Here is a 26,505-nt window from a genome sequence, read left to right on the forward strand (position 1 = left end):
CAGACGATTATTCCGTCATAATGAATCCATCATGTACTGCGTTCATCGCTTTCTCGATGTCTTTCTCATCTACCAGTACAGTAATTCTGATTTCAGAAGTCGAGATCATATTAATATTAACCCTTGAGTTGTAGAGAGATTCGAACATCTTGGCTGCAACTCCCGGGTTACTCATCATTCCAGCTCCAACCACTGATAATTTTGCAACATTCTTATTACAAGTAATCTCCTGAATCGTCAGACGCTCCTTGTTCTCGTTCAGTATTTCAAGTGCACGATCCAGATCATCTGATGCAACCGTAAAGGAAATATCTTTTGTTCCTTCTCTTCCTACAGACTGGAGAATAATATCTACATTAATATTGTTCTTTGCAAGTGTATTAAATATTACAAATGCCGTGCCCGGTTTATCTTCTACACCGATCACTGAAATTCTGGCTGTATTTGCATCTGCTGCGACTCCCGTTACTAACAGTTTTTCCATCTTGGCTGCCTCCTTGACTACTGTTCCTTCTGCCTCTGTCAGGCTGGAACGTACTACTAATTCTACATTATATTTCTTTGCCATCTCTACGGAACGGTTGTGCAATACTTTGGCTCCCAGACTTGCCAGCTCCAGCATCTCGTCATATGTGATGACATCGAGTTTTCTTGCATTCTTTACTACACGTGGATCTGCTGTATAAACACCTTCAACATCTGTATAAATCTCGCATTTATCTGCATGAAGAACTGAAGCCAGCGCAACTGCTGTTGTGTCAGATCCACCACGTCCCAGAGTCGTAATATCATCGTATTTGTTAACTCCCTGAAAACCAGTGACAATAACAATCTTCCGGGAATCCAGTTCATGCTGGATACGCTCTGTATCTACGCGTTTAAAACGAGCATTTCCATATCTGGATGTAGAATGCATCATAACCTGAAATGCATTCAAGGATACCGCCGGAACATCCAGTGCCTGCATCGCCATAGCCATAAGCGATACGGATACCTGCTCTCCGGTTGTCAGAAGCATATCCAGTTCTCGCTTCTTAGCATCCGGATTAATATCATGTGCCATTTCTATCAGATTATCTGTAGTATCTCCCATTGCAGATAATACAACTACTACATCATGTCCTGCTTTATAATCTTCAATGCATCGTCTGGCAACATTGAAAATACGTTCTTTATTCGCAACAGAACTGCCGCCGAATTTCTTTACAATTAACATTCGCTTGCCCTCTTTTCTTATGCTTTCTGATCTTCAATCCTTATCATATGTAAGATCTGATCTTTGTACCGGTTTGCTCTTGTATCATAATCACCTTCCATCATAACCGGCGTTACAATTCCAAATTCACCTTCTAATCCCGGGACTTTCACGATTTCGATCTCTCCAAAGGAATATTCCAGATCTTTCCGCATCTCTTCTTCATCACCTTTCATGCGGATGAAGAATCTGCGTTTGGCATCACCTTTATCTTCCAGCGTCAGTTTTTCCTGTTTCCACATTGTCATAATATTGCGGTTCAGGTGTTTTGCTGCATCTACAACATCTGCTACAACTGCACTTGCTGTCGGCAGTTTACCGGCACCGCTTCCATAAAACATTGCATCACCAAGAACATTACCATGTACAAAAATCGCATTGAACACTCCATTTACATTGTACAGTGGATGTTCCGGATAAAGCATGCAAGGCGCAACGATCGCATGCAGTCTGCTGCCGTCTCTCTTGCTGGAAGCGAGCAGCTTGATCGTTGTTCCCATTGTCTTGGCGTATTTCATATCCTCTGTCGTGATCTTTGTAATTCCTTCACAGTAAATGTCTTCAAAGTCAACCTGATTTCCACTGATCAGAGAAGATAAAATTGCAATTTTACGGCAGGCATCATATCCTTCCACATCCGCTTCCGGATTGCGCTCCGCATAACCATTCGCCTGCGCCTCTTTCAGAACCGTGTCATAATCAGCTCCTTCATAGAACATCTTTGTCAGCATATAATTTGTTGTACCATTTAAAATACCTGTGATCTCTTCAATTTCGTCCGCTGTCAGAGATGAATTGAGCGGACGGATGATCGGGATTCCGCCACCTACGCTTGCTTCAAACAGAAAATTAATGTTCTTTTCTTTTGCAATCGACAACAGCTCTGCACCGTGTTTCGCTACAAGAGCCTTGTTTGAAGTTGCAACGCTTTTTCCTGCCAGAAGACTTCTCTTTACAAATGTATAAGCAGGTTCAATTCCCCCCATCACTTCTACAACAATATTAATCTCTTCATCCTGTATGATCGTCTCAAAATCATGGACAATCTTCTCCTGCACCGGATCTCCCGGAAAATCTTTCAGATCCAGGACATACTTTACCTGAAGTTTCTCACCAATTCTCTGATTAATTCCTGCTCCATTTGTATCAATTACTTCTACGACACCGGAGCCTACGGTTCCATAACCCAAAACTGCAATATTTACCATATATCTCTCCTTTATCTTTCCGCTTTCTGTTTCAGATATGCATTAATAAATGCGTCAATATCCCCATCCAGCACCGCATTTACATTACTGTTTTCCTGACCGGTTCTGTGATCCTTGACAAGTGTATACGGCTGCATTACATAAGATCTTATCTGGTTTCCAAATCCAATCTCCTTGATCTCACCACGGATATCTGACACTTTTTCTGCCTGTTCCTGCTCTTTCATAAGCTGAAGCTTTGCTTTCAGCATCTGCATCGCTTTTTCTTTGTTGTGATGCTGCGAGCGTTCGTTCTGGCACTGCACAACAATCCCGGTAGGCAGATGCGTAATACGAATTGCCGAAGATGTCTTATTAACATGCTGACCACCCGCACCGCTGGCACGGTATGTGTCGATCTTCAGATCCTCATCTGCAATGTCAATATCAATATCATCTTCTATGTCTGGAACAACATCACAGGAAGCAAATGATGTCTGCCGTTTTCCTGCCGAATTAAACGGCGAAATACGAACCAGACGGTGTACGCCTTTTTCAGATTTCAAATAGCCATAGGCATTCTCACCATTCACTTCAAACGTTACTGTCTTAATTCCGGTAATATCTCCATCCAGATAATCCAGTACTTTCAACGCGAACCCTCTCTGTTCTGCCCAGCGGTTATACATACGATAGAGCATACCTGCCCAGTCACAGGATTCGGTTCCTCCGGCGCCTGCGTGAATCGTCATGATCGCATTGCAGGAATCATATTCACCTGACAACAATGTCTGGATACGAAGTTCTTCAAAAAGCGTTTCGAACTTCTTCCATTCCTGTTCAATTTCTTTCACTACAGAAGGATCCTCTTCTTCATATCCCATTTCCAGAAGAATCGCTACATCTTCATATCCAGTATAAAGCGTGCGGATCTTCTCTGTAAGTTCTTTCAGATCCTTCAGTTCTTTCATAATCTTCTGGGATTCTTCCGGATCATTCCAGAAATCTGGTTCCTCTACCTTGCGCTCCAGCTCTTCGATCCTTTTCTCCTTGCCGGCGACGTCAAAGTGAATCCCTCATCTCGGCAAGAGGTTCTTCGTAAGCATTATAAATGCTCTTAAGCTGATCTAATTCAACCACTTTTGCTTCACCTCTTTCTTTTTTATATTTTCATTTTTGTATTCTGTTTACAGGCTGTGGCTCTTACTTTCTGCCACAACACTGTTTGTATTTCTTACCGCTTCCACACGGGCACGGATCATTTGGATATACCTTTTTCTCTGCTCTCTTCTTCGGAGTATGTGCTGCGGAATCGTCTTTATTCGTTCCTGTAACCTGTGCAACCTGTTCACGTTCTACTTTTTCTTCCAGCCTTACATGGAACAGTGCACGTACGGTGTCAGCAGAGATGCTCTGTGTCATCTCGCCGAACATCTCATATCCGATCATCTTATATTCTACCTTCGGATCTCTCTGTCCATAAGCCTGCAGACCAATTCCCTGACGGAGCTGATCCATATCATCGATATGATCCATCCATTTTGCATCAATAACCTTAAGCAGGATCACACGCTCGATCTCACGTACCTGTTCTGGTTCCTGATACTCCGCCTCTTTTACTTCGTATGCTTTTGCTGCACGCTCTTTTAACAGATGTTTCAGCTTCTTCGGTGACAGTCCCTTGACATCTTCCGGTGCCAGAGGTTCCATTGGAATTGTCTCTAAGATATTGCGGTTCAGTTCTACCAGATTAAACTCTTCATAATCCTGATCCGGACTTACGATCATATCTACAGTATTCTCAATATAATCATTCATCATATGGAAAATAGAATCACGCATGTTGTCTCCATCCAGTACATGTCTTCTCTCTTCATAAATGATCTCTCTCTGCTCGTTCATTACCTGATCATACTCTAACAGATTCTTACGGATTCCGAAGTTGTTACTCTCGATCTTCTCCTGTGCTTTCTGAATCGCACTGGATAACATCTTATGCTGTATCTGTTCTCCTTCTTCTACACCAAGCGCATTAAATACACTCATCAGACGTTCAGATCCGAACAAACGCATCAGATCATCTTCCAGTGAAATATAGAATCTGGATTCTCCCGGGTCTCCCTGACGTCCGGAACGTCCACGAAGCTGATTATCAATACGTCTGGATTCATGACGCTCTGTCCCGATAATCTTCAGTCCGCCTGCTTCTCTGGCTTCATCGTCCAGTTTAATATCCGTACCACGACCAGCCATGTTTGTTGCGATCGTAACTGCATCATGGATACCTGCCTGTGCAACAATCTCAGCTTCCAGTTCATGGAATTTCGCATTTAATACATTGTGCTTGATTCCACGACGTTTTAGCATACCACTGAGAAGTTCGGAATTCTCAATTGTAATCGTACCAACCAGTACCGGCTGATGTTTTGCATGCGCTTCTTCGATTGCATCACATACAGCTTTGAATTTTTCCTTTTCTGTCTTGTATACAGCATCTTCCAGATCCTTCCGGATAACCGGTTTATTTGTAGGAATCTCTACAACATCCATTCCGTAAATCTCACGGAACTCCTTCTCCTCTGTCAGAGCAGTACCTGTCATACCGGACTTCTTCTCATATTTGTTAAATAAATTCTGGAACGTAATCGTCGCAAGAGTCTTACTCTCTCTCTTAACTTTTACATGCTCTTTCGCTTCAATCGCCTGATGAAGTCCGTCAGAATAACGACGTCCCGGCATAATACGTCCGGTGAACTCATCAACGATCAGTACTTCATCATCTTTTACAACATAGTCTTTGTCACGAAACATCAGATTGTGTGCGCGCAGTGCCAGAATAATATTATGCTGGATCTCCAGGTTTTCTGCATCTGCCAGGTTCTCAATATGGAAGAACTTCTCTACTTTCTTCACACCATCTTCTGTAAGGTTGATGTTCTTTTCTTTCTCGTTAACAATGAAATCTCCGGTCTCTTCAATATCTTCACCAAGGATTGCATTCATTTTGGAGAACTCCCCACTCGCTTCACCACGTTCTAACTGACGTGCGAGAATGTCACACGCTTCGTAAAGCTTTGTAGATTTGCCACTCTGTCCGGAAATAATAAGCGGAGTTCTTGCTTCATCGATCAATACCGAGTCAACCTCATCGATAATGGCAAATTTCATACCTCTCTGTACAAGCTGTTCCTTGTAAATTACCATGTTATCTCTCAGATAATCAAATCCAAGTTCATTGTTCGTTACATATGTGATATCGCAGTTATATGCATCTCTTCGCTCGTCATTGTCCATCTCATTCAGAACTACGCCTACGGTCAGTCCAAGAAACTCATGAACCTGTCCCATCCACTCAGCATCACGCTTTGCCAGATAATCATTGACTGTTACGATCTGCACACCTTCACCGGTCAGCGCATTCAGATATGCCGGCAACGTTGATACAAGTGTCTTTCCTTCACCAGTCTTCATCTCTGCGATACGTCCCTGATGCAGGACAATACCACCGATGATCTGTACTCTGTATGGCTTCATTCCCAGAGTACGGTATGCTGCTTCACGCACAACTGCAAATGCCTCTGGAAGGATATCATCTAATGTTTCTCCGCCAGCAAGTCTGTCTTTGAATTCTTTTGTCTTCGCTCTTAATTCTTCATCTGACAGGCTCTGCATCTGCGGTTCTAACGCCTCAACCGCATCTGCGATCGGATAAATTCTCTTCAGCTCATGTTCACTGTGTGTTCCAAATATTTTCTGTATAAAGCCCATGTTGATATATACTCCTTATTTGTAAATTTACTCAAATTTTATTCTAGCACTATCCGAATCTCAATTCAACCAATTTATAAAGTGTTTACAAACTGGTAACACTTCCTTTACGAACGATATTTCCGGACTTTTTCATACGGAAGCGTTCCGCCAAAGAGATCAAGGGCACTGCCGATTGTAAAGTCCAGATATCCTTTTGTCAGATGCGCAAATTGCTCTAAATCCTCCATGCTTCCGATCCCCCCCGCATATGTAACCGGATTGCCATGATATCTGCCGAGAAGTTCAGCCAGATGCTTGTCCACACCGGCTGCCTTTCCCTCTACATCCACACCATGCACAAGGAATTCATCACTGTATCCCGCCAGTTCCTTTAATATCTGTTCATTCAGGACAACATCTGTAAATGTCTGCCACCGGTCTGTCACAATGTAATACTGCCCATCTTTTTTCCGGCAGCTTACATCAATGACTACATGTTCTTTTCCTACTTCTCTTTTCAGCTTCTCCAGCGCATCCCAGCGGATCTTACCACCTTTAAATACATAAGAAGTTACGATTACATGGCTTGCACCTTTTTTAATATAGCCGGAAGCATTCTCCGCCGTAACCCCACCGCCGATCTGCATCCCGCCGGGATATGCCCGTAATGCTTTTTCTGCCTGTTCCAGTGTCTTCTTATAATATTCGGAAGAAGGCGGATTCAGCAATATGATATGCCCGCCTTTCAAGCTATCTTTCCTGTATAAATCTGCGTAATAATCCGCATCCATTTCAGACGCAAAATTTTCTGTTGCCTGATTGCCTTCGTCTCTTAAGCTTCCGCCTACGATTTGTTTTACTTTTCCATTATGAATGTCAATACATGGTCTGAATCTCATAAATCTGCGTCACTCCTTTCAAGCATCATTGCATTATTATAGCACACCGCTTTTTCAAAAAAAAGAAAAGGCGGTGTGCTGTCTCATTATTTCTTATCTTTTTTTGTTGTTTTGTCTGTCTTCTGATCCGTTGTCTTTTTGTCTGTTGCTTTATCTGTCTTCTGATCTGCATTGTTATCTGTGCCGTCAAAGCCATCTTCTACATCATCTTTGATGTCTTCAGCTCCGTCTTCAATATCATCACCAATCTCATCTGCGACTCCATCATCATTTTTCGTATCGTCTGCTGTTCCATTTGTCGCATCATTTGTACGATCACCATTGTAGTCTGTAGCCTTATTATCTGCATTGTCATTTCCACAGCCTGTCAGTGCACCCATCACGCAGACACACAACACTACCAGCATACATCTTCTCAACTGTCTCATATTTTCATTCTCCCTTTCGTTCCTGTATATTTATCTATTTATCAAGTAATACTTGTTATCATGTAATATTTACATTTTTGCAGATTCTATACTTTCACGATTCTGGGATTATTTTACATCTATGTCACAGTTTTACAATCAGCATTGTTTTCACATTACATACGCTCTGTAATCTCACCGCTTCTATATGCCTGAAGAAGCATTTTCAGATCTTCAATCTGTTCTTTTAACTCCTGACCTATATCAGTATCTCCTACCATCTTTCTCTCCAGCACACGTTTTACAACAACGCTGTCTGAATGGATGTCGCTTTCTTTTTCAATCGCTGCTTCTGTTGATTCAAACGGTTCATGCGCCGCAAGAATCAGTCCGTAAGAATTATAGATCAGCGTATATCCTGCAATGCCGGTCTGTTTCTGATAGGCTCTGGAAAATCCGCCATCGATCACAAGCACTTTTCCGTTACATTTGATCGGGCTTTCTCCCGTAATCGCTTTCACCGGCACATGTCCGTTAATGATATGTGCACTCTCTTCGGTCAGTCCAAATTCTTTCAGAATCATATTGATTACTTTTTCATTTTCAAGCAAATTATAATATGGGTTTTTCTTTTCTTTATGCGTCTCTTTTTCAGCAAGGAAATAACGTTCAAATGTTGCCATTTTATCTTTTCCAAACAATGGGGAATTTTCACTCAACCAGATATACCACATCATGTCCTTTCCCCGCTCTTTTTCCTTCTTATTTAATGCATAAAATCCTTTTCGCACATAGCTTTCCAGCACTTCATACAGACTCTTTCCTTTGTAAGATCTGCCGTACAATCGTACACTTTTCAATGTTCCGTCCTCTTTAAGCGGAACACAGCCATGATAGAGCAGATTTCCATTATAGACTTTGTAGAGTCCACCCTTGTTCAACAGAAAGCGCATATGATCCTGCAGTTTCTCACAGTTTAAAAATGCACTTTCAAGCCGCGACATGATCTCTTCCTCGTCTTTGCTAAGCGCATATGGATGTTTCGGATCGATTGTCGGAAAATTTATATCCAGCATCTCATATTCTTTTCCATCCAGAGTTATAACACCACGTTCATAATCGATCTTGTCTAACAGATTGCGATCCTCCAGATGAAATCCCGGATTCTTTTTGATAATCTGTCCTTCCACTTTAAATTGAATAACCGACATTGCTTTGTGCATCCGTATCTCAAGCTGTTTTTCATTGATGTCTCTATTCTGCTCTCCTTTTAATTTGAAACATTCACACGGATCATCCTTATATACCCGAAGTGCAAATGTCGCAAGCGGAAGCAGGTTGATCCCATATCCATCCTCCAGAATATCCAGATTGCCATATCTTGCGCAGATACGGATCACATTTGCGATACAGCCACGCTGCCCGGCAGCTGCCCCCATCCACAGTACATCATGATTCCCCCACTGAATGTCTACGGAATGATAATTCTTTAATTTGTCCATGATGATGTGCGGTCCCGGACCTCTGTCATATACATCTCCTACAATATGCAGGTGATCCACCGTCAGTCTCTGGATCAGCTCACTAAGCGCCACAATAAAAGGTTCTGCTCTGCCAATTCCGATGATCGTGCTTACAATGGAGTTATAATACGACTCTTTGTCCGAAACTTCCGGACGTACCGTGATCAGCTCCTCGATCACATAAGCAAATTCTTTCGGCAGTGCCTTTCGCACTTTTGATCTTGTGTATTTGCTTGCTGCGCATTTACACACTTCAATTAACCGGTACAATGTAATCTTGTACCAGTCCTCCATACTCTCTTCGGTCTGTCTGATCCGATCCATCTTTTCTTTTGGATAATAAATAAGAGTAGCCAGAGATTGTTTGTCTCTGCTACTCAAAGTATTTCCAAATACATCATCAATTTTACGGCGCACAGAACCTGAGCCGTTCTTCAGCACATGTGAAAACGCCTCATATTCTCCGTGAATATCCGTCAGGAAATGTTCGGTTCCTTTCGGAAGATTCAAAATTGCCTGAAGATTAATAATCTCCGTTGATGCCTTAGCGATGGTCGGGTACAGCTCAGAAAGTCTCTCCAGATAACGTTCTTTTAATTCTTTCATAAACTCCTCCCATAATTAAAACTGAATGACATCCGACATGTCATACAGCCCTGCCGGTTTACCTGCCAGAAATTTGGCAGCTTCCACGGCACCTTTTCCAAAGATTGTCTTGGAATATGCTGTATGCTTAAATTCTATTACTTCATCAGTTCCGGCAAACAGTACTTCATGTTCCCCTACAATCGTACCGCCACGGACTGCTGAAATCCCAATCTCTTTTGTATCACGTTTCTTACGCTCCTGGCTTCTGTCATATACATAATGATATGCTTCATCCATTGCTTCATTCATAGAATCCGCAAGCGCAATTGCTGTTCCGCTCGGTGCGTCCAGCTTCTGGTTGTGATGCTTTTCAACAATCTCCATATCATATCCTGCCGGTGCAAGAACTTTGGTTGCTTCTTTTAATAATTTCATCAGAAGATTGATACCAAGAGACATATTTGCAGATTTTAAAACTGCTGTTTTCTTTGCTGCTTCTGGAATCTTTGCAAGTTGTTCTTCTGAAAGACCTGTCGTGCAGAGAACAACCGGCATTTTTTTCTCTTCGCAGTATGTAAGCAGAGCATCTGCTGCTGCCGCGTTAGAAAAATCAATGATCACATCTGCTTCCACGTCGCATTTTTCCAGGCTTTCAAAAACCGGATAATCATTGGCAATTCCTGTATATTTATCAATTCCTGCAACAAGCTCGATTCCTTCGTCGGCTTTAATAAGCCCCGTAATTACCTGTCCCATATGTCCATTGCATCCATGCATGATTGCTCGTACCATTTTATTTCCTCCTGTATGTTCCCACGATTGTCATAGAAAAAGGATATCACAACTGGTGCCAGTAAGCAACCAATGATATCCTTTTCACATATTCTGCACAATATGTATCTTATGCTAATTGAATTCCGAAATCTTTCATTGCTTTTGCCAGCGCCTGTTCATGCTCTTTAGAGATCTCTGTAAGCGGCATGCGAAGCGGTCCACACTCAACTCCCATAAGCTGCATTGCTTTCTTAACCGGAATCGGGTTCACTTCACAGAACAGTTGCTCAATAAGAGGCAATGCTTTCAGCTGAAGTGCTGCACTCCCTTTTACATCTCCGTTAAAGAACTTCTCGCAGATATCATGTGTTTCCTGCGGCGCAACATTAGACAGCACAGAAATAACACCTTTGGCTCCCAGTGACAACATCGGCACGATCTGGTCATCATTACCGGAATATAAATCAATATTTCCATCTGTCAGAGCCATGATCTTCGCAACCTGTGAAATATTGCCAGACGCTTCTTTTACAGCTACGATATTATCTACATTCTTAACAAGCTCTGCAACCGTTGCCGGTTCAATATTGCATCCGGTTCTGCTTGCAACGCTGTACATGATAATCGGAGCTTTTGCTTCTTTGGCTACTGCTGTATAGTGACCGATCAGTCCTGCCTGTGTTGCCTTATTATAATAAGGTGTTACCAGTAACAGGCCATCTGCGCCATAATCTGCCGCCTCTTTTGACATGTCGATGGCTGTTCTTGTGCAATTAGAACCAGTTCCGGCAATTACCGGGATTCTGCCTTTCACACGGTCAATAGCAAATTTCACACACTGCATATGCTCTTCTTCCGTCATTGTAGCAGATTCTCCGGTCGTTCCGCAGATAATGATCGCATCCGTACCGTGTGTACAATGATAATCAAGCAATTCATCAAGTTTATTATAATTAATGGTTTCGTCGCTGTTAAATGGTGTAACGATGGCTACACCTGCACCTGTAAAAATAGACATACATATCCTCCTGACTGCATTTCGTTATTAACAGAATTTTATCACCATTCAAATATGATGTCAATGAAACTCTTTCCCCCTTTACAGGCATTTTGTCATTTTCTCTCATTTTCCATCAAATTCCCACACACTCCAGTTTACTTACCGAAACTTCATATGCTATGCGTTTCTGGGTTTCTGTCTCTGAAAGTTTCTTTACATATTCCCGGCTCTGGATTCTCCCAAGGATCTGCACATGCTCTCCCACTTCAAAAGCAGAGGCAAATCTTGCATTTCTTCCCCAGCAGATACACGGTATGTAATCTGATTTTCCATATGGACGGTTCACCGCAAGCAGAAGATCTGCAATTTCTCTTCCGAGCGGAGTTTTACGGTATACCGGCAGTTTACAGATATAGCCGTCCAGCAAGATATTGTTTGTCCGCGCTCCATCCGGCTCTTCTTCAATAAATGTAACTTCTCTGGCGAACACGGACAGTACAAGTCTGTTTTTCTGTTCCTCATGGCGGTTGTAAGAGCGGAACTGTCCACAGATCATCAGATATTCTCCTTCATAATCCTGGCTCACATCGATCAGTCGTTCCGATACCATTACCGGTATCCGGTCCCTGGAATTGCTCAGACGCTTCACATCAACATCTACCATATAAAAGCCCTCACCGAACACTTCGTGGCTGAATGTAAAGCCTGATACTACTTCTCCCATAATTGTTACCTGATTGTTTTCAATAACCTTATCTGACATAATTTTACATTCTCCTTCCTCTGAATCGTATTTTGAGTCATACCATAATCTATGAAAGTCGGAATGCTTTTAGAACTAAATACTTGTAAATTCTATAAAATATGATAAACTAATAAAGTTGTACAATGAAAAATGGAAAATTATATGTTAATAGGAAGAGAAAAGGAAGGTTCGTATGAAGACAAAACGCGAAGATGTACGTAATATAGCAATCATTGCCCATGTCGATCACGGTAAAACGACATTGGTTGACGAATTATTGAAGCAAAGCGGTGTATTCCGTGAAAACCAGGAAGTGGAAGAACGTGTTATGGATTCCAACGATATTGAACGTGAGCGTGGAATCACAATCCTATCCAAAAACACAGCAGTCTATTATAAAAATACAAAGATCAACATTATCGACACACCGGGGCATGCTGATTTCGGTGGCGAGGTAGAACGTGTTTTAAAAATGGTAAACGGTGTTGTCCTCGTTGTAGATGCATTTGAAGGTGCTATGCCACAGACCAAATTCGTTCTAAGAAAGGCACTGGAACTGGAACTTCCGGTTATCGTATGTATCAATAAGATCGACCGTCCGGAAGCAAGACCGGATGAAGTTATCGACGAAGTTCTTGAACTGTTCATGGATCTGGATGCTTCTGATGAACAATTAGACTGTCCGTTCGTTTACGCTTCTGCAAAAGCAGGTGTTGCAGTTCTGGATCTCTCTGATGAAGAGAAAGATATGAAGCCTCTTTTTGAGACAATCTTAGAGTATATCCCGGCTCCGGAAGGTGATCCGGAAGCTCCGACACAGGTACTGATCAGTACAATCGATTACAATGAATATGTCGGAAGAATCGGTGTCGGCAAAGTTGATAACGGTACAATCCGTGTAAATCAGGATATGGTTCTTGTAAACCATCATGATCCTGACAAACAGGAAAAAGTAAAAATCAGCAAACTTTATGAATTTGACGGTCTGAACAAAGTAGAAGTAAAAGAAGCTACGATTGGATCTATCGTTGCAATCTCCGGTATTTCTGATATTTCCATCGGTGATACACTCTGTTCTCCGGAAGCTCCGAACGCAATTCCGTTCCAGAAGATTTCAGAGCCAACGATTTCCATGAACTTCATCGTTAACGACAGTCCGTTTGCCGGACAGGAGGGAAAATACGTTACTTCCCGTCACTTACGTGATCGTCTGTTCCGCGAGCTGAACACAGATGTTAGCCTTCGTGTAGAAGATACCGAGAACATGGACAGCTTCAAAGTATCCGGACGTGGCGAACTTCATTTATCCGTTCTAATTGAGAACATGCGCCGTGAAGGTTATGAATTTGCAGTCAGCAAAGCAGAAGTTCTTTATAAGAAAGACGAAAAAGGTAAATTATTAGAGCCTATGGAGGCAGCTTATATCGATGTGCCGGATGAATTTACCGGAACTGTCATCGACAAATTAAGCCAGCGTAAAGGTGAGCTGCAGAACATGGGTGCAACCGGTGGCGGATATACCCGTCTGGAATTCCGTATTCCGGCACGTGGTCTGATCGGATACCGTGGAGAATTCTTAACAGATACAAAAGGAAATGGTATCATCAATACTGCATTTGACGGCTATGCTCCGTACAAGGGAGACATCACTTACCGTAAGCAGGGCTCTCTGATCGCATTTGAGACAGGCGAATCTGTAACTTACGGACTGTTCAGTGCCCAGGAACGCGGTGTGCTGTTCATCGGTGCCGGAGAAAAAGTATATTCCGGTATGGTTATCGGAGAAAATGCAAAAACAGACGATATCGAAGTCAATGTATGTAAGACCAAACATCTTACCAATACCCGTTCCTCCAGTGCAGACGAAGCACTTCGTCTGACACCTCCGAAAGTATTAAGTCTGGAGCAGGCACTGGACTTCATCGACACAGACGAATTACTGGAAGTAACTCCGAAAAACTTAAGAATCCGTAAAAAGATTCTGGATCCAAAGATGAGAAAAAGAGGAAATCGATCATGATCTTTTTGTGGCAATTAGAAAATATTCGAACACCGTTTTTCAACGAAATCATGCAATTTGTCACTTATTTTGGTCAGGAACTATTAATCATAGCGGTTATCTGCGCACTGTACTGGTGCGCGGATAAGCGCTTTGCTTATTATCTGGGCTTTACTTATTTCACAGCAGGATTCTGTGTGCAGGCGTTAAAGATCACTTTCCGGATTCCAAGACCGTGGATTCTGGATCCAGAATTTAAAGCTGTAAAAAGTGCAATTCCTGCCGCCACCGGATATTCCTTCCCAAGCGGACATACTCAAGGGGCTACATGTCTCTTCTTCCCGTTAGCTCTCCGTGCCAAAAAAGCATGGGAAAAAATACTGTTTATACTCGCATTTTTATGTGTTGGTTTTTCCAGAATGTATCTCGGATGTCACACACCAAAGGATGTTTTCGTATCTATGGGTCTGTCCATTATCATTGCATCCGTTTTCTGGCATTTCCGTTCAAAACTTGAAAATGTTACTACTTGCACCGCACAGATTTCTGTCCTGCTCGGTATACTCGCATTCGCTCTCGCCGGCTATGCATGGTATTTATATCATGGACAGATGATTGCTTTGAAATACGCAATGGACTGCTTCAAAGCTGCCGGAGCCGGATTGGGTTTTGCCCTTGGCTGGTATCTTGAACGCACACATCTGGACTTTCAGCCGGATACCTGCTCCGGAAAAGGTCAGATTTTGAAATTTATCATTGGTATACTACTGACACTCTGCGTGAAACTCATCATCTCTTTTATTTTCGGCTCTTCTATCTTGGCAAAATCCGCCGAATATTTTATACTGCTGTTATGGATCATTTATTTTTATCCTTATCTGTTTACCAAATACAGCAAACACTAAGAGGAGAATTTTATGCGAACAATCATTGCCAATTTTTTAAAACGACTGACCGAAATTCTGGAACTTTTCATTGCTTTGATGCTGGCTGCCGGTATTATTTTATTATGTGTGCGGATCGCCACATCACTTGCCAATGTTCCGGATCTGAATACGTGGCCAAACTATGACGATCTGCTGGAAACCTGTTTTAATCTGATCATCGGAGTGGAGCTTATCCGCATGGTTTATTATCATACACCGGCGACTGTATTTGAAGTTCTGATCTTTGCGATTGCAAGACAGATCATCATCGATCACTCTTCCAGCTATTCTAGCCTGATCGGCGTATGTGCGATTGCTGTTTTATTTGCAACAAGGAAATATCTGTTCTGTGAATTTGATATTCCAAACGAAACTATTTTGCGCGCAACGACGAAAGTAAAACTTGCTAATAAACTTCTGGGTATCTCGCTTCCTTACGAAGAAGATACTGCCACACTTCGAGATATTCTGGAAGAAAGCCTGAAAAAAGGAGAAACCGATATCGGTGTCGGTGCCTGCGCCTACTATTCAAACTGCGGACTTCGTGTTGCAAAAATGCATAATGGAAAAATTTCCAGAATTGAAGTAATTCATGCTATACAATAGTCAACAAACATGTTATACTAAATATATCAGATATATTTCTTTCTGTATAGAAATTGTCAGATTTTATATATCTGAAAAATGTCAAAAAGGAGTTGAGCATCATGAAGTTTATCATTATCGGAAAAAACATCGATGTAACACCAGGCTTAAAACAAGCTGTAGAAAGTAAGTTAGGAAAATTAGAAAGGTACTTCACTCCAGAGACGGAAATTCACGTAACCTTAAGCGTACAGAAAGAACATCAAAAAATTGAAGTTACAATCCCTGTAAAAGGTACAATTATCCGTTCCGAACAAGTCAGCAGTGACATGTATGTATCCATCGATCTTGTCGAAGAGGTTATTGAACGCCAGCTTCGCAAATATAAGAACAAACTTGTTGCCAGACAGCAGGAAGGCGGCAACTTTAAACAGGAATTTTTCGATACCGCAGAGAATACAGATGAAGACGAGATCAAGATCGTCCGCACAAAGAAATTCGGCATCAAACCAATGTATCCAGAAGATGCATGCATCCAGATGGAACTGCTCGGACACGATTTCTACGTATTCTGCAACGCAGAGACCGAAGAAGTCAACGTAGTCTACAAACGCAAAAACGGCTCTTTCGGATTGATAGAACCAGAGTTTTCATAAAGCTACGAGCAAGACATAAGAATAAGGGAAGCGGGTGGTAATGTTCACATTACCACCCGCTTCCCTTATTCTTATGTATGGCGACAGCCATGACCGAGGAAACACCGCAGGTGGTTTCGAGGTTCTTGCTCGTTGCTTTCACTACTTCTGTGTATGGCGACAGCCATGACCGAGGAAACACCGCAGGTGGTTTCGAGGTTCTTGCTCGTTGCTTTCACTACTTCTGTGTATGACGACAACCATGACCGAGGAAACACCGCAGGTGATTTCGAGGTTCTTGCTCGTTGCTTTCACTACTTCTGCGTATGGCGACAGCCATGACCGAGGAAACTTTTCCCACTACTCAAGCACCTGCTCTTTTCCGTCAACTTCCGCAAAGAAACATGCCTCTCCCACTTCCATCTTTGCCTGCCCGGAAGTTCCTTCTGTAATCTCCGCCTGCACCGGCGCCAGCTGCTCATCGGACAGTAGCACTTCCAGCACAACCTGATCCGTATACTGCGTATCCAGAATCTGAATTCCGCTCTCTCCTAATATGTACTGGATTTTACCAAGTCCGGTATAATCCGTTGTAATCTGAAGTTTAGATCCTGAAATTCTGGTTACAATCTGGGAAGAAGCCAGTCCTGCCTGCACCGAAGACGAATATGCCCGTACCAGTCCTCCTGTTCCAAGAAGTGTTCCTCCGAAATATCTTGTAACAACTACTACAACCTGATGAAGTCCCGCACCAGTCAGCACATCCAGCATCGGTTTACCGGCTGTACCATTCGGCTCCCCATCATCACTGCACCGCATCAGCTCCTGCTGCTCTCCAACAATATAGGCAAAACAATTGTGTCTGGCATTCCAGTATTTTTTCTTTGTAGCTTCGATAAAAGCAAGCGCTTCCTCTTCTGTCTTCACCGGACTTACAGTTGCAATAAAACGAGATTTCTTTTCTACAATTTCGGCTTCACCGCCGGTATATACAATTTTATATTCTAATGCCATTATTTTTGTTCCTTTCTTTCCTGCACGAGCTGATGATACTTTCCTTTTACATCAGACAGTCACTCATGATAAAACAGCCCGAAAAATACACTTACTTATTATAATACCGAATTTCTTAAGATTTTCCTACCAAAATATGAAGTTTTCATTTTTTTCTTTATTTCAAAGACTATCTTTGCTATAATGACGTGGTATGAAGGAGGCAAAAACTCATGAATTATGGTAAAAGAAAGGCTGCCAGGCAGCAGAAACGAATAACATCCAAATCTGCCATGCAAGGGAAACGCGTCGGCGTCCGCCTGTTCAAAGCTTTGCTGCTCTGTATTGTGCTGGTCGGAGTGATTGGTATCATCGGCGGCGGATTATTTGTAAAACGTATCATAAACAATGCGCCTGAGGTATCCCCTTCCGATGTCAAACCGCAGGGATTTACAACTTTTGTTTATGCAGATGACGGTAAAACGGAAACACACCGTTTTGTAGCTTCCGGTTCAAACCGTGTTTACAAAACAATTGATGATATTCCGGATAATCTGGCTCACGCATTTGTTGCAATTGAGGATGAACGTTTTTACAAACATAATGGTATCGACTTACAGGGTATCGCCCGTGCAGCAGTTTCCACACTGACCGGTTCCGAACAAGGCGCCAGTACACTGACACAGCAGCTCATCAAGAATAATGTTTTCCCGAACTTTGTAGACGAGAAGACATTTGCAGACAAATTAGAGCGTAAGTTCCAGGAGCAGTATCTTGCTTTACAGATTGAGAAGCAGATGAGCAAGAATGAGATTCTGGAAAGTTATATGAATACGATCAACCTTGGACAGAACTGTCTTGGTGTACAGTCCGCATCCATGCGTTATTTTGGAAAAGATGTGTCCAAGCTTACATTATCTGAATGTGCGGTTATTGCCGGGATCACTCAGAATCCATCCGGCTACAATCCGGTAACACATCCGGATGCCAATGCCAAGAGACGAGACAACGTTCTGAAAAACATGCTTGAACAGGGTTATATTTCAAAAAAAGAATATAACAAGGCAAAGAAAGACAAAGTTTATGCACGTATTCAGAAAGCCAACAAGAAAAACAGTGATAATAATAACGCTGCCAGCTATTTTGTAGATGCACTTTCTGACCAGGTTATCCACGATCTGAAAGAACAGCTCGGATACACAGATGCACAGGCATACAATGCTCTCTACAGTGGCGGCTTAAGCATCTATTCTACCCAAAACAAAAAGATGCAGAAGATCTGTGATGAAGAGATGAACAAAGACTCTAACTATCCTGGACTTAAGGAATACGGTCTGGATTATGCCCTTACCGTAACCCGTGCTGACGGTTCTGTTAAGAATTACAGCTCTGGCCATGTAAAAAAATACGTCCAGAAGAAATACGGCAAATCACAGGGGCTTTTATACTCCAGCAAAGAAGAAGCCAAGCGTATGGTAAAAGAATGGAAGAAGACCATCGCCAAAAAAGGAGACAAATATAACGAAGTAATGAACATTACTCCACAGCCTCAGGCCTCCGTTACTCTGATGGATCAGAGCAACGGCGAGATCAAAGCTATGGTAGGCGGACGTGGTGCCAAAGGTTCCAGCCTCAGTCTGAACCGTGCTTACAAGGGTGCAAAACGTCAGCCTGGATCTACATTCAAGGTTCTGGCAGCTTATGCACCTGCAATTGATGCATGTGGCAAGACACTTTCTTCTACCGTTGTTGATGAGCCTTACAGTTATAAAAATGGCAAAAGCGTGCGAAATGCCAGCCGTTCTTACAAAGGAACTGTTACTTATCGTACTGCTATCGCCAATTCCATCAATGTCTGCGCAGTCAAGGTCAGTGATGAGATCACACAACAGCTGGGGTATGAATACTGTAAAGACAAATTTGGAATCAGTACACTTGTTAAGAACAAAGAAATCAACGGAAAGATTTTCAGTGATGTTAACCAGACACTTGCACTTGGTGGTATCACAGAAGGTGTTTACAACTATCAGCTCTGCGCTGCATATGCTTCCATTGCTAACGGCGGTGAATATAACACACCTACCCTTTACACGAAAATCGTAGATCATGATGGGAATGTTCTGTTAGAGAATCCGGGTTCATCCCACAGAGCAGTCAAAGAAAGCACTGCTTCTCTTCTTACAAGCGCATTACAAAGTGTTGTTAAAGAAGGTACAGGACGTTCCTGCCAGTTAGACAATATGGCAACTGCCGGTAAAACCGGTACAACAACTTCCAACAAGGACTTATGGTTCTGTGGCTTCACTCCTTATTACACCTGTGCAGTATGGGGTGGATATGATGACAACAAGGAATGCGGCTATGACACAAGCTTTCGTTTCCGTCTCTGGAAAGGAATTATGAGCCGTATCCATGAGAATCTTGAATCAAAAGATTTTGATACAAACGCAGGACTGGAAAAAGTATCTGTCTGTAGCATTACTGGTAAGCTTCCGCGTTCCGGATGTCCGACCGAGACAGAATACTTCACGGAAGACACCGTACCTGCAGAGACCTGTCCGGGACATTCCAGCTACGACAGTGGATCCAATTATAACAATGATAATAACAGCAATAACGGTAACACCGGTGATACGAACAATGGTAATACCGGCAACAACTCTGGCGGTAATACTGGCGGTAACTCTGGCGGCAACTCCGGTGGCAACACTGGTGGCAACTCTGGCGGTAACTCTGGTGGCAACTCTGGCGGTAACTCTGGTGGCAACTCTGGCGGTAACTCTGGTGGCAACTCTGGCGGTAATACCGGTGGCAACACTGGTGGCAATACTGGCGGTAACTCCGGTGGTGATACTGGTGGTAACTCCGGTGACAACACTGGTGGCGGCACTGGTGGCGGCACCGGCGGACATGGTAATTAATCATCAATAAATGAATAGTAAAAAAGCATTGGGTTTGTAGAACCGAATGCTTTTTCATTTGCTCAGCTATTTTTTTATTTTATAATCTCTGCAATTTTAATTCTGCAATTTTAGTCAAGGATTAGTTTTGCAGCTCCGCATATTCCTGCATCATTTCCTAATTCTGCAAGTTTAAACTGTACATCCTGATTTGCAAAGAATGCATTTGCTCTGTAGTTCTTGACAATATAGTCAAGAAGGATCTCTCCTGCCTTTGATACACCTCCACCAATTACGATTACTGCCGGATCAACAACAACTGCAATGTTAGCAAGTGCATGTCCAAGATATTTTCCAAATTCTTCTACAATCTCTTCTGCAATTTCATCCTGTGCCTTTAATGCATCAAATACTGCTTTTGCATCTACATGTTCCTGACTGCGTAACAGGCTGGACTTTGCATCCTTTTCAAGACGCAGTGCTGCAAGTCTTGCAATACCTGTAGCGGAAGCATACTGCTCCAGGCATCCTTTTTTTCCACAGCCACAGGTTTCTGTCTCTGTTTCATTCACACAGATATGACCGATCTCCCCACCGGCACCATTCGTACCAACCAGAGGATGTCCTTCCAGGATTACGCCACCGCCTACACCTGTTCCCAGCGTAACCATGACGATATTCTTCTCACCTTTTCCAGCCCCAAGCCACATCTCGCCAAGGGCTGCTACATTGGCATCATTTCCCAGTCTGACTTTCAGACCGGTCAGCTCTTCCATTTCTTTTTTAACTTCCTTATAACCCCATCCGAGATTCGCTGTATTCTGCACAATACCCACTTCCGTCACCGGAGCCGGAACACCGATTCCTACTCCTTCGATCTGATCCTTTGCAATCTTCTTTTTCTCACAAAGTTCCTCTATAGAAGCGGCAACATCCGGAAGGATCGCAGCGCCTTCGTTTTCTGTGTGGGATGGAATCTCCCATTTTTCCAGAAGTACACCATCGATCTGGAACAATCCCATCTTCACAGTTGTTCCGCCAATATCTACGCCAAAACAATATTTCATAATTATTCTCCCTGTTTCTTAGCCATATTTTCCTGCACACGTTTGTATAATTCCTGTGCAGCATTATATCCCATACTTTTCTGTCTGTGGTTGATTGCCGCAGTCTCAACAATGATAGCAAGATTACGTCCCGGACGGATCGGTAACTGATGACATACAACTTTATTGCCAAGAAATTCTGTATATTCTTCTTCCAGTCCCAGTCTGTCATATTCTTTATCACGATTCCAATCTTCTAATGTGATAACAAGATCGATATTCTGTGTCTCTCTTACACTCTGTACACCAAACAGCATCTTCACATCTACAATGCCGATTCCTCTTAACTCAATAAAATGTCTCGTAATATCCGGCGCCTTACCTACCAGTGTATCATCACTGACCTTGCGGATTTCTACAACGTCATCGCTTACAAGACGATGTCCACGCTTGATCAGCTCAAGCGCCGCCTCACTCTTACCGATTCCACTCTCTCCCATGATCAGCACACCGACACCATATACATCAACAAGTACACCATGAATCGAAATGCAAGGCGCCAGTTCTACATTTAACCAGCGGATGATCTCAGCCGTAAATGTAGATGTATTGACCCCTGTAGAAAATACCGGGACATTTGCCTTATTTGCTTTCTCCAGAAGCATTGGTTCCGGTTTTAAACCACGGCAGTATACAATACACGGAATCTCATAAGACAATAACATGTCATAGATTTTCTCTTTTTTCTCTTCTTCTATATTCTGAAGATATGTGTATTCTACATATCCGATAATCTGCACACGTTCTGATGCAAAATGTTCGAAAAATCCAGTAAGCTGCAATGCCGGACGGTTTACATCCGGAACGGAAACTCCTGTTTTTGTATAATCTACATCCGGAGTCAGATTCTTTAGGTCAAACCGCTCTACAATCTGACTTAATTTCACTTGATTTACCATACTGTTTCCTCCACCCTTTCTTTCCAGTATTTCTTAATTGTGCAAAAAATAACACACAATATTATATCATATCAATGAAAGAATTTGTATACATCTTCTGCTGATTTTTTATTCATTGATGGCAGTTTCTGAAGCTCTTCTACAGATGCTTGTTTTATTGCATCTATATTTTCAAAATGCTTCATCAGTTCTTTTCTTCTTGCCGGCCCTACTCCCGGAATGTCGTCCAGAATCGAACGTACCTGTCCTTTTCCTCTCAGTTGTCTGTGGAAGGTAATAGCAAAACGGTGTGCTTCATCCTGAATTCTGGTGATCAGCCGGAATGCTTCTGAATGTATGTCGATCGGAAGCTCCACATTTTTATAATACAGCCCTCTTGTGCGGTGATGATCGTCTTTTACCATTCCACATACCGGGATCGAAATGTCAAGTTTTTGCAGTACCTCTTCTGCAATATTTACCTGTCCGCGTCCACCATCCATCAGTATAAGATCTGGAAATACCGTAAATCCTCCCAGCTCTTTTCCTTCTTCCTGTTCTCTGAGACCATGGGTAAATCTGCGCGTCAGCACCTCTTCCATACTGGCATAATCATCCGGTCCCTGTACGTTCTTGATACGGAACTTACGGTAATCGTTTTTCTTTGGCTTGCCCCGCTCGTACACAACCATGGAGCCTACCGAAGCAAAACCACTTGTATTGGAAATATCAAATGCCTCCATTCTGGAAATGCCTGACAGTCCGAGTATTTTTTCCAACTCTTTGACAGCTCCGATCGTCCGTCCTTCTTCTCTTTTCAGCCGTTCCTTGTCCTTTTGTAATACCATGGCGGCATTCTTTTCAGCCAGTTCAACAAGTTTCTCTTTCTGCCCTTTTTTCGGAATGATCAGGTGGACTCTCCGTTCCTTTTTCTTGCTCAGCCACTCTTCCAGAAGTTCCTGGTCTTCCACTTCCTGCGGAAGCATAAGCTGCGAAGGAATATACGGTGTTCCTGCATAAAATTGTTTGATAAAGCTGGTCAGTGTTTCTTTTTCTGTCTCTCCCGGCGCTGTTTTTAAATAAAAATGATCTCTTCCGATCAGTCTGCCTCCACGGATAAAAAAAACCTGCACGACCGCATCTGCATATTCTGTCGCCATAGCAATAACGTCTCTGTCTTCTCCTGCTGTGTCCGTGATCTTCTGCTTCTGCGCAATCTTCTGCACACTGAACAATAGCTCCCTGTATTCTGCTGCCTTCTCAAATTCCAGTACTTCTGCCGCATCCTGCATCTGTTTTTCCAATCTCTTTAATATAATGTCATAATTCCCATTCAGAAAATGCAGTACCTCCTGCACGGACTTCTGATACGCTTCCTGGCTTATATATCCCTGACAGGGCGCATCGCACTGATGAATGTGATAATTCAGGCATGGGCGTTCTTTTCCCGTATCCCTTGGCAGTTTACGATTGCAGCTCCGGATATGATATAATTTGCGGATCAGTTCGATCGTATCTTTTACTGCACCGGCACTTGTATATGGTCCAAAATATTTCGCTTTGTCTTTTATCATCTTTCGCGCCAGCATTATTCTTGGATATGCTTCATCCGCTGTCACTTTGATAAATGGATACGCCTTATCATCCATAAGCATCGTATTATACTTTGGATGGTGTTCCTTGATCAGATTACATTCCAGAACAAGCGCTTCCAGTTCAGAATCCGTAACGATATACTCAAATCTCCGGATATGCGTTACCATCTGCTCAATCTTTGCGCCTTTATTCCTGCTGCTCTGGAAATACTGACGCACCCGATTTTTAAGGCTGATCGCTTTTCCGACATATATGATCATATCTGTCTCATCATGCATGATATATACTCCCGGTTTTCCCGGAAGTTTTTTTAACTCTTCAGGTATATCAAACATTTGTCTTCCCTTTCTTTTTCTGATTCACATCGTAATTATTGTATCGGAAAAAAGGTCTGTAAGCAAGGTCTTGCAGAAGGCTTTTCATTATAACAGAAATCATATTTTCTCTATACAAGTAAAAAAGAGTACACAGATAAGAAAAATGGAGCAGATAAAATCTGCCCCATTTTGTATACTTACAATCTCTTATACTTCTTTCATTGCAATTCGTTCTTCGCCGGATGCCTTCTTCTCTTCCGGATCGGTTCCTTCCACTTCATGTAATATCTGCATAAATTCCTTACCTGTAATGGTCTCTTTCTCGATCAGGAATGCAGCAATCTTATCCAACGTTTCTCTGTGTGCCTGTAATAATGTCTTCGCCTGCTCGTAAGCCTCTTTTAGCATCTTCATGACTTCTTTGTCAATCTCAGATTCTGTCTCTGCTCCACAGTTGGAAACCGGTCTTCCGTTCAGGTATCTGTTCTGTACCGATTCCAGTCCGATCAGTCCGAACTTCTCACTCATACCATACTGCGTGATCATCGCTCTTGCTACCTGTGTTGCTTTCTCGATATCGTTTGAAGCACCTGTCGTAACCGTATCAAATACAATCTCTTCTGCAGCACGTCCGGCAAGCATACCAACTAACATTGCTTCCAGTTCTTTCTTCGTATTCAAATACTTCTCTTCCTCCGGAGTCTGCATAACATAACCGAGTGCTCCCATCGTACGTGGTACGATTGTAATCTTCTGTACCGGCTCTGCATCCTTCTGAAGTGCGCTCACCAATGCATGTCCGACTTCGTGGTAGGAAACGATTCTTCGTTCCTCCTGACTCATAATACGGTCTTTCTTCTCCTTGCCGACCAGTACAACTTCTACAGCCTCAAACAGATCTGCCTGCGATACCGCATGTCTGCCATGTTTGACTGCATTAATCGCAGCTTCATTGATCATATTGGCAAGATCTGATCCGACAGCACCGGAAGTTGCCAGTGCGATCTCTTCCAGATCAACCGTCTCATCCATACGGACATCTTTGGAATGAACTTTTAATACTTCCACACGTCCTTTTAAATCAGGTTTTTCAACAATGATACGTCTGTCAAAACGTCCCGGTCTTAACAGCGCCGGATCCAAGATCTCCGGACGGTTCGTTGCCGCCAACAGAACAAGTCCTTTATTGCTCTCAAATCCGTCCATCTCTGCAAGGAGCTGGTTCAGTGTCTGTTCTCTCTCATCGTTACTTCCCATCTGGTTGTCACGGCTCTTACCGATTGCATCGATCTCATCAATGAAAATGATACACGGCGCCATCTGCTGCGCCTGTTTGAACAGATCTCGTACACGGGAAGCTCCAACACCCACATACATCTCAACAAAAGCCGAACCGCTGAGTGAGAAGAACGGTACTTTCGCTTCTCCGGCGACCGCTTTTGCAAGTAATGTCTTACCGGTTCCCGGAGGTCCGACTAACAGTGCACCTTTCGGAAGTTTCGCACCAACGCTTGTATATTTTCCCGGATTATGCAGAAAATCTACGACTTCCTGCAGAGATTCTTTTGCTTCATCCTGTCCTGCTACATCCTTAAATGTAACTCCGGTCTGCTTCTCCACATACATCTTGGCATTGCTCTTGCCGATTCCCATCATGCCGCCACCCTTAGACATACGCTTTGTCGTCCAAATGATCAGTGCCACCAGACATGCCACCGGAAGGAATGTGCCGAGAAGCTGGAGCATGACTGCGGATGTTGTATCCGGTATCTTTGCGTTATATTCTACATGCGCTTTATACAGTTTGTCAGACAGCTGATCGTCCTTGACAACTCCTGTATAATACTTCTTCGCAATCCGGTCTCCGGATTCTTTCTTCATTGTGATGATCAGTTTATCACTGTCGATCTCAACTTTGTCTACTTTTCCTGCATCGACATATTTTAAAAACTTGTCGTAGCTGATCTCTGTCTCGGATCCTTGTCCCTGAAACTGGTAAAGTGCCAACACAAGTATCGTCGTGATCAGAGTCACTAAAATGACAAATGAAAAGCCCTGTCGGTTATTCTTTTTAGGATCTTGATTTTTCTTATTCTGGTTGTCCATATTCTTCCTCCTATTACATTACATAATTATAAGGACAGCCCACACGGAAATCAATAAAAGATTAACTATCTTTTGAATTTTAAGCACTATATAAGCCTTTTTTAATTTATTTTATAGATATTTTATAAGAATATACATAGCTTTTTATAGTTTCTACAAAATATTAGTATCAAAACAGTATCACCAACCAAGCACGGCTCTTTCAACTTCACTGTATCCCGTGCGCTGGAAACTCTCAATTCCAACATGATAAATTGGGTAAGGTGTTATATACTGTTCGAAATATGGGCGAAACTTTTTGCTTATGTGCGGTCTTCTAAGTGTCCTTAGTGCCTG

Annotated in this window: 20 protein-coding genes; 5 read left to right on the top strand and 15 right to left on the bottom strand. The window is 42.7% G+C overall.

Translation table 11 applies throughout. The features are described from left to right. Nucleotides 1-7: 7 nt before the first annotated feature. The 10 genes from H8S07_RS13495 to H8S07_RS13540 all read right to left on the bottom strand — a co-directional run bounded on the left by H8S07_RS13495 (nt 8) and on the right by H8S07_RS13540 (nt 12,146). Nucleotides 8-1,216: an aspartate kinase gene (locus tag H8S07_RS13495; protein ID WP_021859568.1), complete on the bottom strand. Its 1,209-nt coding sequence runs from the start codon at nt 1,214-1,216 to the stop codon at nt 8-10. Between the two features lie 17 nt (nt 1,217-1,233). Beyond that, nucleotides 1,234-2,463: a homoserine dehydrogenase gene (locus H8S07_RS13500; protein ID WP_021859567.1), complete on the bottom strand. Its 1,230-nt coding sequence runs from the start codon at nt 2,461-2,463 to the stop codon at nt 1,234-1,236. A gap of 11 nt (nt 2,464-2,474) precedes the next feature. After that, nucleotides 2,475-3,582, bottom strand: a protein-coding gene (gene prfB / locus H8S07_RS13505; protein WP_118287731.1) for a peptide chain release factor 2 whose coding sequence is annotated in 2 segments (ribosomal slippage) — nt 2,475-3,506 and nt 3,508-3,582 — 1,107 coding nt in all. Because the reading frame shifts where the segments join, the coding sequence is not laid out codon by codon here. Nucleotides 3,583-3,645: 63 nt separating this feature from the next. After that, the gene (secA, locus tag H8S07_RS13510) at nt 3,646-6,210 is read right to left on the bottom strand and encodes a preprotein translocase subunit SecA (RefSeq protein WP_117538112.1); all 2,565 of its coding nucleotides are present in this window, start codon (nt 6,208-6,210) and stop codon (nt 3,646-3,648) included. A gap of 107 nt (nt 6,211-6,317) precedes the next feature. Then, nucleotides 6,318-7,091 (bottom strand): phosphoribosylformimino-5-aminoimidazole carboxamide ribotide isomerase, encoded by a 774-nt coding sequence (hisA, locus tag H8S07_RS13515; protein ID WP_118519696.1) that lies wholly within the window; start codon nt 7,089-7,091, stop codon nt 6,318-6,320. 86 nt (nt 7,092-7,177) lie between these two features. Continuing rightward, nucleotides 7,178-7,519 carry a hypothetical protein gene (locus H8S07_RS13520; protein ID WP_021859563.1) on the bottom strand — a complete coding sequence of 114 codons (342 nt, stop codon included), beginning with the start codon at nt 7,517-7,519 and terminating at the stop codon, nt 7,178-7,180. Between the two features lie 155 nt (nt 7,520-7,674). Beyond that, nucleotides 7,675-9,627: a fructose-1,6-bisphosphatase gene (locus tag H8S07_RS13525; protein ID WP_186856210.1), complete on the bottom strand. Its 1,953-nt coding sequence runs from the start codon at nt 9,625-9,627 to the stop codon at nt 7,675-7,677. Nucleotides 9,628-9,642: 15 nt separating this feature from the next. Then, on the bottom strand, nt 9,643-10,401 hold the full coding sequence (gene dapB / locus H8S07_RS13530; RefSeq protein WP_021859561.1) for a 4-hydroxy-tetrahydrodipicolinate reductase: 759 nt from the start codon (nt 10,399-10,401) through the stop codon (nt 9,643-9,645). Between the two features lie 109 nt (nt 10,402-10,510). Beyond that, the gene (gene dapA / locus H8S07_RS13535; RefSeq protein WP_021859560.1) at nt 10,511-11,401 is read right to left on the bottom strand and encodes a 4-hydroxy-tetrahydrodipicolinate synthase; all 891 of its coding nucleotides are present in this window, start codon (nt 11,399-11,401) and stop codon (nt 10,511-10,513) included. Between the two features lie 115 nt (nt 11,402-11,516). Next, on the bottom strand, nt 11,517-12,146 hold the full coding sequence (locus H8S07_RS13540; protein WP_021859559.1) for a single-stranded DNA-binding protein: 630 nt from the start codon (nt 12,144-12,146) through the stop codon (nt 11,517-11,519). Nucleotides 12,147-12,321: 175 nt separating this feature from the next. Here H8S07_RS13540 and typA point away from each other — a divergent pair, with 175 nt between their 5' ends. The 4 genes from typA to hpf all read left to right on the top strand — a co-directional run bounded on the left by typA (nt 12,322) and on the right by hpf (nt 16,294). Next, on the top strand, nt 12,322-14,148 hold the full coding sequence (gene typA / locus H8S07_RS13545) for a translational GTPase TypA (protein ID WP_021859558.1): 1,827 nt from the start codon (nt 12,322-12,324) through the stop codon (nt 14,146-14,148). After that, complete coding sequence (locus H8S07_RS13550; RefSeq protein WP_186856211.1) at nt 14,145-15,032, top strand: phosphatase PAP2 family protein; 888 nt, start codon at nt 14,145-14,147, stop codon at nt 15,030-15,032. Before typA ends, H8S07_RS13550 begins: the two co-directional genes overlap by 4 nt. A 12-nt stretch (nt 15,033-15,044) precedes the next feature. Further along, entirely contained in the window at nt 15,045-15,659 is a 615-nt protein-coding gene (locus tag H8S07_RS13555) for a phosphate-starvation-inducible PsiE family protein (RefSeq protein WP_021859556.1), read from the top strand. Nucleotides 15,660-15,760: 101 nt separating this feature from the next. Further along, nucleotides 15,761-16,294: a ribosome hibernation-promoting factor, HPF/YfiA family gene (hpf, locus tag H8S07_RS13560; protein WP_021859555.1), complete on the top strand. Its 534-nt coding sequence runs from the start codon at nt 15,761-15,763 to the stop codon at nt 16,292-16,294. Nucleotides 16,295-16,633: 339 nt separating this feature from the next. Here hpf and H8S07_RS13565 read toward each other — a convergent pair whose 3' ends face one another. Continuing rightward, nucleotides 16,634-17,287: a YigZ family protein gene (locus H8S07_RS13565; RefSeq protein WP_186856212.1), complete on the bottom strand. Its 654-nt coding sequence runs from the start codon at nt 17,285-17,287 to the stop codon at nt 16,634-16,636. A gap of 212 nt (nt 17,288-17,499) precedes the next feature. On the opposite strand from H8S07_RS13565, the gene H8S07_RS13570 reads away from it, so the two are divergent. Then, nucleotides 17,500-20,187, top strand: a complete 2,688-nt coding sequence (locus H8S07_RS13570; RefSeq protein ID WP_186856213.1) for a transglycosylase domain-containing protein — start codon at nt 17,500-17,502, stop codon at nt 20,185-20,187. 110 nt (nt 20,188-20,297) lie between these two features. On the opposite strand, the gene H8S07_RS13575 is transcribed toward H8S07_RS13570, so the two are convergent. The 4 genes from H8S07_RS13575 to ftsH all read right to left on the bottom strand — a co-directional run bounded on the left by H8S07_RS13575 (nt 20,298) and on the right by ftsH (nt 26,169). Continuing rightward, complete coding sequence (locus tag H8S07_RS13575) at nt 20,298-21,233, bottom strand: ROK family glucokinase (RefSeq protein ID WP_186856214.1); 936 nt, start codon at nt 21,231-21,233, stop codon at nt 20,298-20,300. A gap of 2 nt (nt 21,234-21,235) precedes the next feature. After that, on the bottom strand, nt 21,236-22,171 hold the full coding sequence (hprK, locus tag H8S07_RS13580; protein ID WP_186856215.1) for an HPr(Ser) kinase/phosphatase: 936 nt from the start codon (nt 22,169-22,171) through the stop codon (nt 21,236-21,238). 71 nt (nt 22,172-22,242) lie between these two features. Continuing rightward, on the bottom strand, nt 22,243-24,081 hold the full coding sequence (gene uvrC, locus H8S07_RS13585; protein ID WP_186856216.1) for an excinuclease ABC subunit UvrC: 1,839 nt from the start codon (nt 24,079-24,081) through the stop codon (nt 22,243-22,245). A gap of 189 nt (nt 24,082-24,270) precedes the next feature. After that, nucleotides 24,271-26,169 (bottom strand): ATP-dependent zinc metalloprotease FtsH, encoded by a 1,899-nt coding sequence (ftsH, locus tag H8S07_RS13590; RefSeq protein ID WP_021861290.1) that lies wholly within the window; start codon nt 26,167-26,169, stop codon nt 24,271-24,273. Nucleotides 26,170-26,505 lie beyond the last annotated feature (336 nt).

The organism is Dorea hominis (assembly GCF_014287705.1).
Taxonomy (GTDB): domain Bacteria; phylum Bacillota; class Clostridia; order Lachnospirales; family Lachnospiraceae; genus Dorea_D; species Dorea_D hominis.

What these genes read in the sequence shown, in the direction of transcription:
- H8S07_RS13520 (WP_021859563.1), bottom strand. Translation starts at nt 7,519, where the DNA reads ATGAGACAGTTGAGAAGATGTATGCTGGTAGTGTTGTGTGTCTGCGTG.
- hisA (WP_118519696.1), bottom strand. Translation starts at nt 7,091, where the DNA reads ATGAGATTCAGACCATGTATTGACATTCATAATGGAAAAGTAAAACAA.
- H8S07_RS13575 (WP_186856214.1), bottom strand. Translation starts at nt 21,233, where the DNA reads ATGAAATATTGTTTTGGCGTAGATATTGGCGGAACAACTGTGAAGATG.
- H8S07_RS13500 (WP_021859567.1), bottom strand. Translation starts at nt 2,463, where the DNA reads ATGGTAAATATTGCAGTTTTGGGTTATGGAACCGTAGGCTCCGGTGTC.
- H8S07_RS13525 (WP_186856210.1), bottom strand. Translation starts at nt 9,627, where the DNA reads ATGAAAGAATTAAAAGAACGTTATCTGGAGAGACTTTCTGAGCTGTAC.
- H8S07_RS13555 (WP_021859556.1), top strand. Translation starts at nt 15,045, where the DNA reads ATGCGAACAATCATTGCCAATTTTTTAAAACGACTGACCGAAATTCTG.
- dapA (WP_021859560.1), bottom strand. Translation starts at nt 11,401, where the DNA reads ATGTCTATTTTTACAGGTGCAGGTGTAGCCATCGTTACACCATTTAAC.
- hpf (WP_021859555.1), top strand. Translation starts at nt 15,761, where the DNA reads ATGAAGTTTATCATTATCGGAAAAAACATCGATGTAACACCAGGCTTA.
- hprK (WP_186856215.1), bottom strand. Translation starts at nt 22,171, where the DNA reads ATGGTAAATCAAGTGAAATTAAGTCAGATTGTAGAGCGGTTTGACCTA.
- ftsH (WP_021861290.1), bottom strand. Translation starts at nt 26,169, where the DNA reads ATGGACAACCAGAATAAGAAAAATCAAGATCCTAAAAAGAATAACCGA.
- dapB (WP_021859561.1), bottom strand. Translation starts at nt 10,401, where the DNA reads ATGGTACGAGCAATCATGCATGGATGCAATGGACATATGGGACAGGTA.
- H8S07_RS13570 (WP_186856213.1), top strand. Translation starts at nt 17,500, where the DNA reads ATGAATTATGGTAAAAGAAAGGCTGCCAGGCAGCAGAAACGAATAACA.
- typA (WP_021859558.1), top strand. Translation starts at nt 12,322, where the DNA reads ATGAAGACAAAACGCGAAGATGTACGTAATATAGCAATCATTGCCCAT.
- H8S07_RS13495 (WP_021859568.1), bottom strand. Translation starts at nt 1,216, where the DNA reads ATGTTAATTGTAAAGAAATTCGGCGGCAGTTCTGTTGCGAATAAAGAA.
- secA (WP_117538112.1), bottom strand. Translation starts at nt 6,210, where the DNA reads ATGGGCTTTATACAGAAAATATTTGGAACACACAGTGAACATGAGCTG.
- H8S07_RS13540 (WP_021859559.1), bottom strand. Translation starts at nt 12,146, where the DNA reads ATGTCAGATAAGGTTATTGAAAACAATCAGGTAACAATTATGGGAGAA.
- H8S07_RS13550 (WP_186856211.1), top strand. Translation starts at nt 14,145, where the DNA reads ATGATCTTTTTGTGGCAATTAGAAAATATTCGAACACCGTTTTTCAAC.
- uvrC (WP_186856216.1), bottom strand. Translation starts at nt 24,081, where the DNA reads ATGTTTGATATACCTGAAGAGTTAAAAAAACTTCCGGGAAAACCGGGA.
- H8S07_RS13565 (WP_186856212.1), bottom strand. Translation starts at nt 17,287, where the DNA reads ATGGCATTAGAATATAAAATTGTATATACCGGCGGTGAAGCCGAAATT.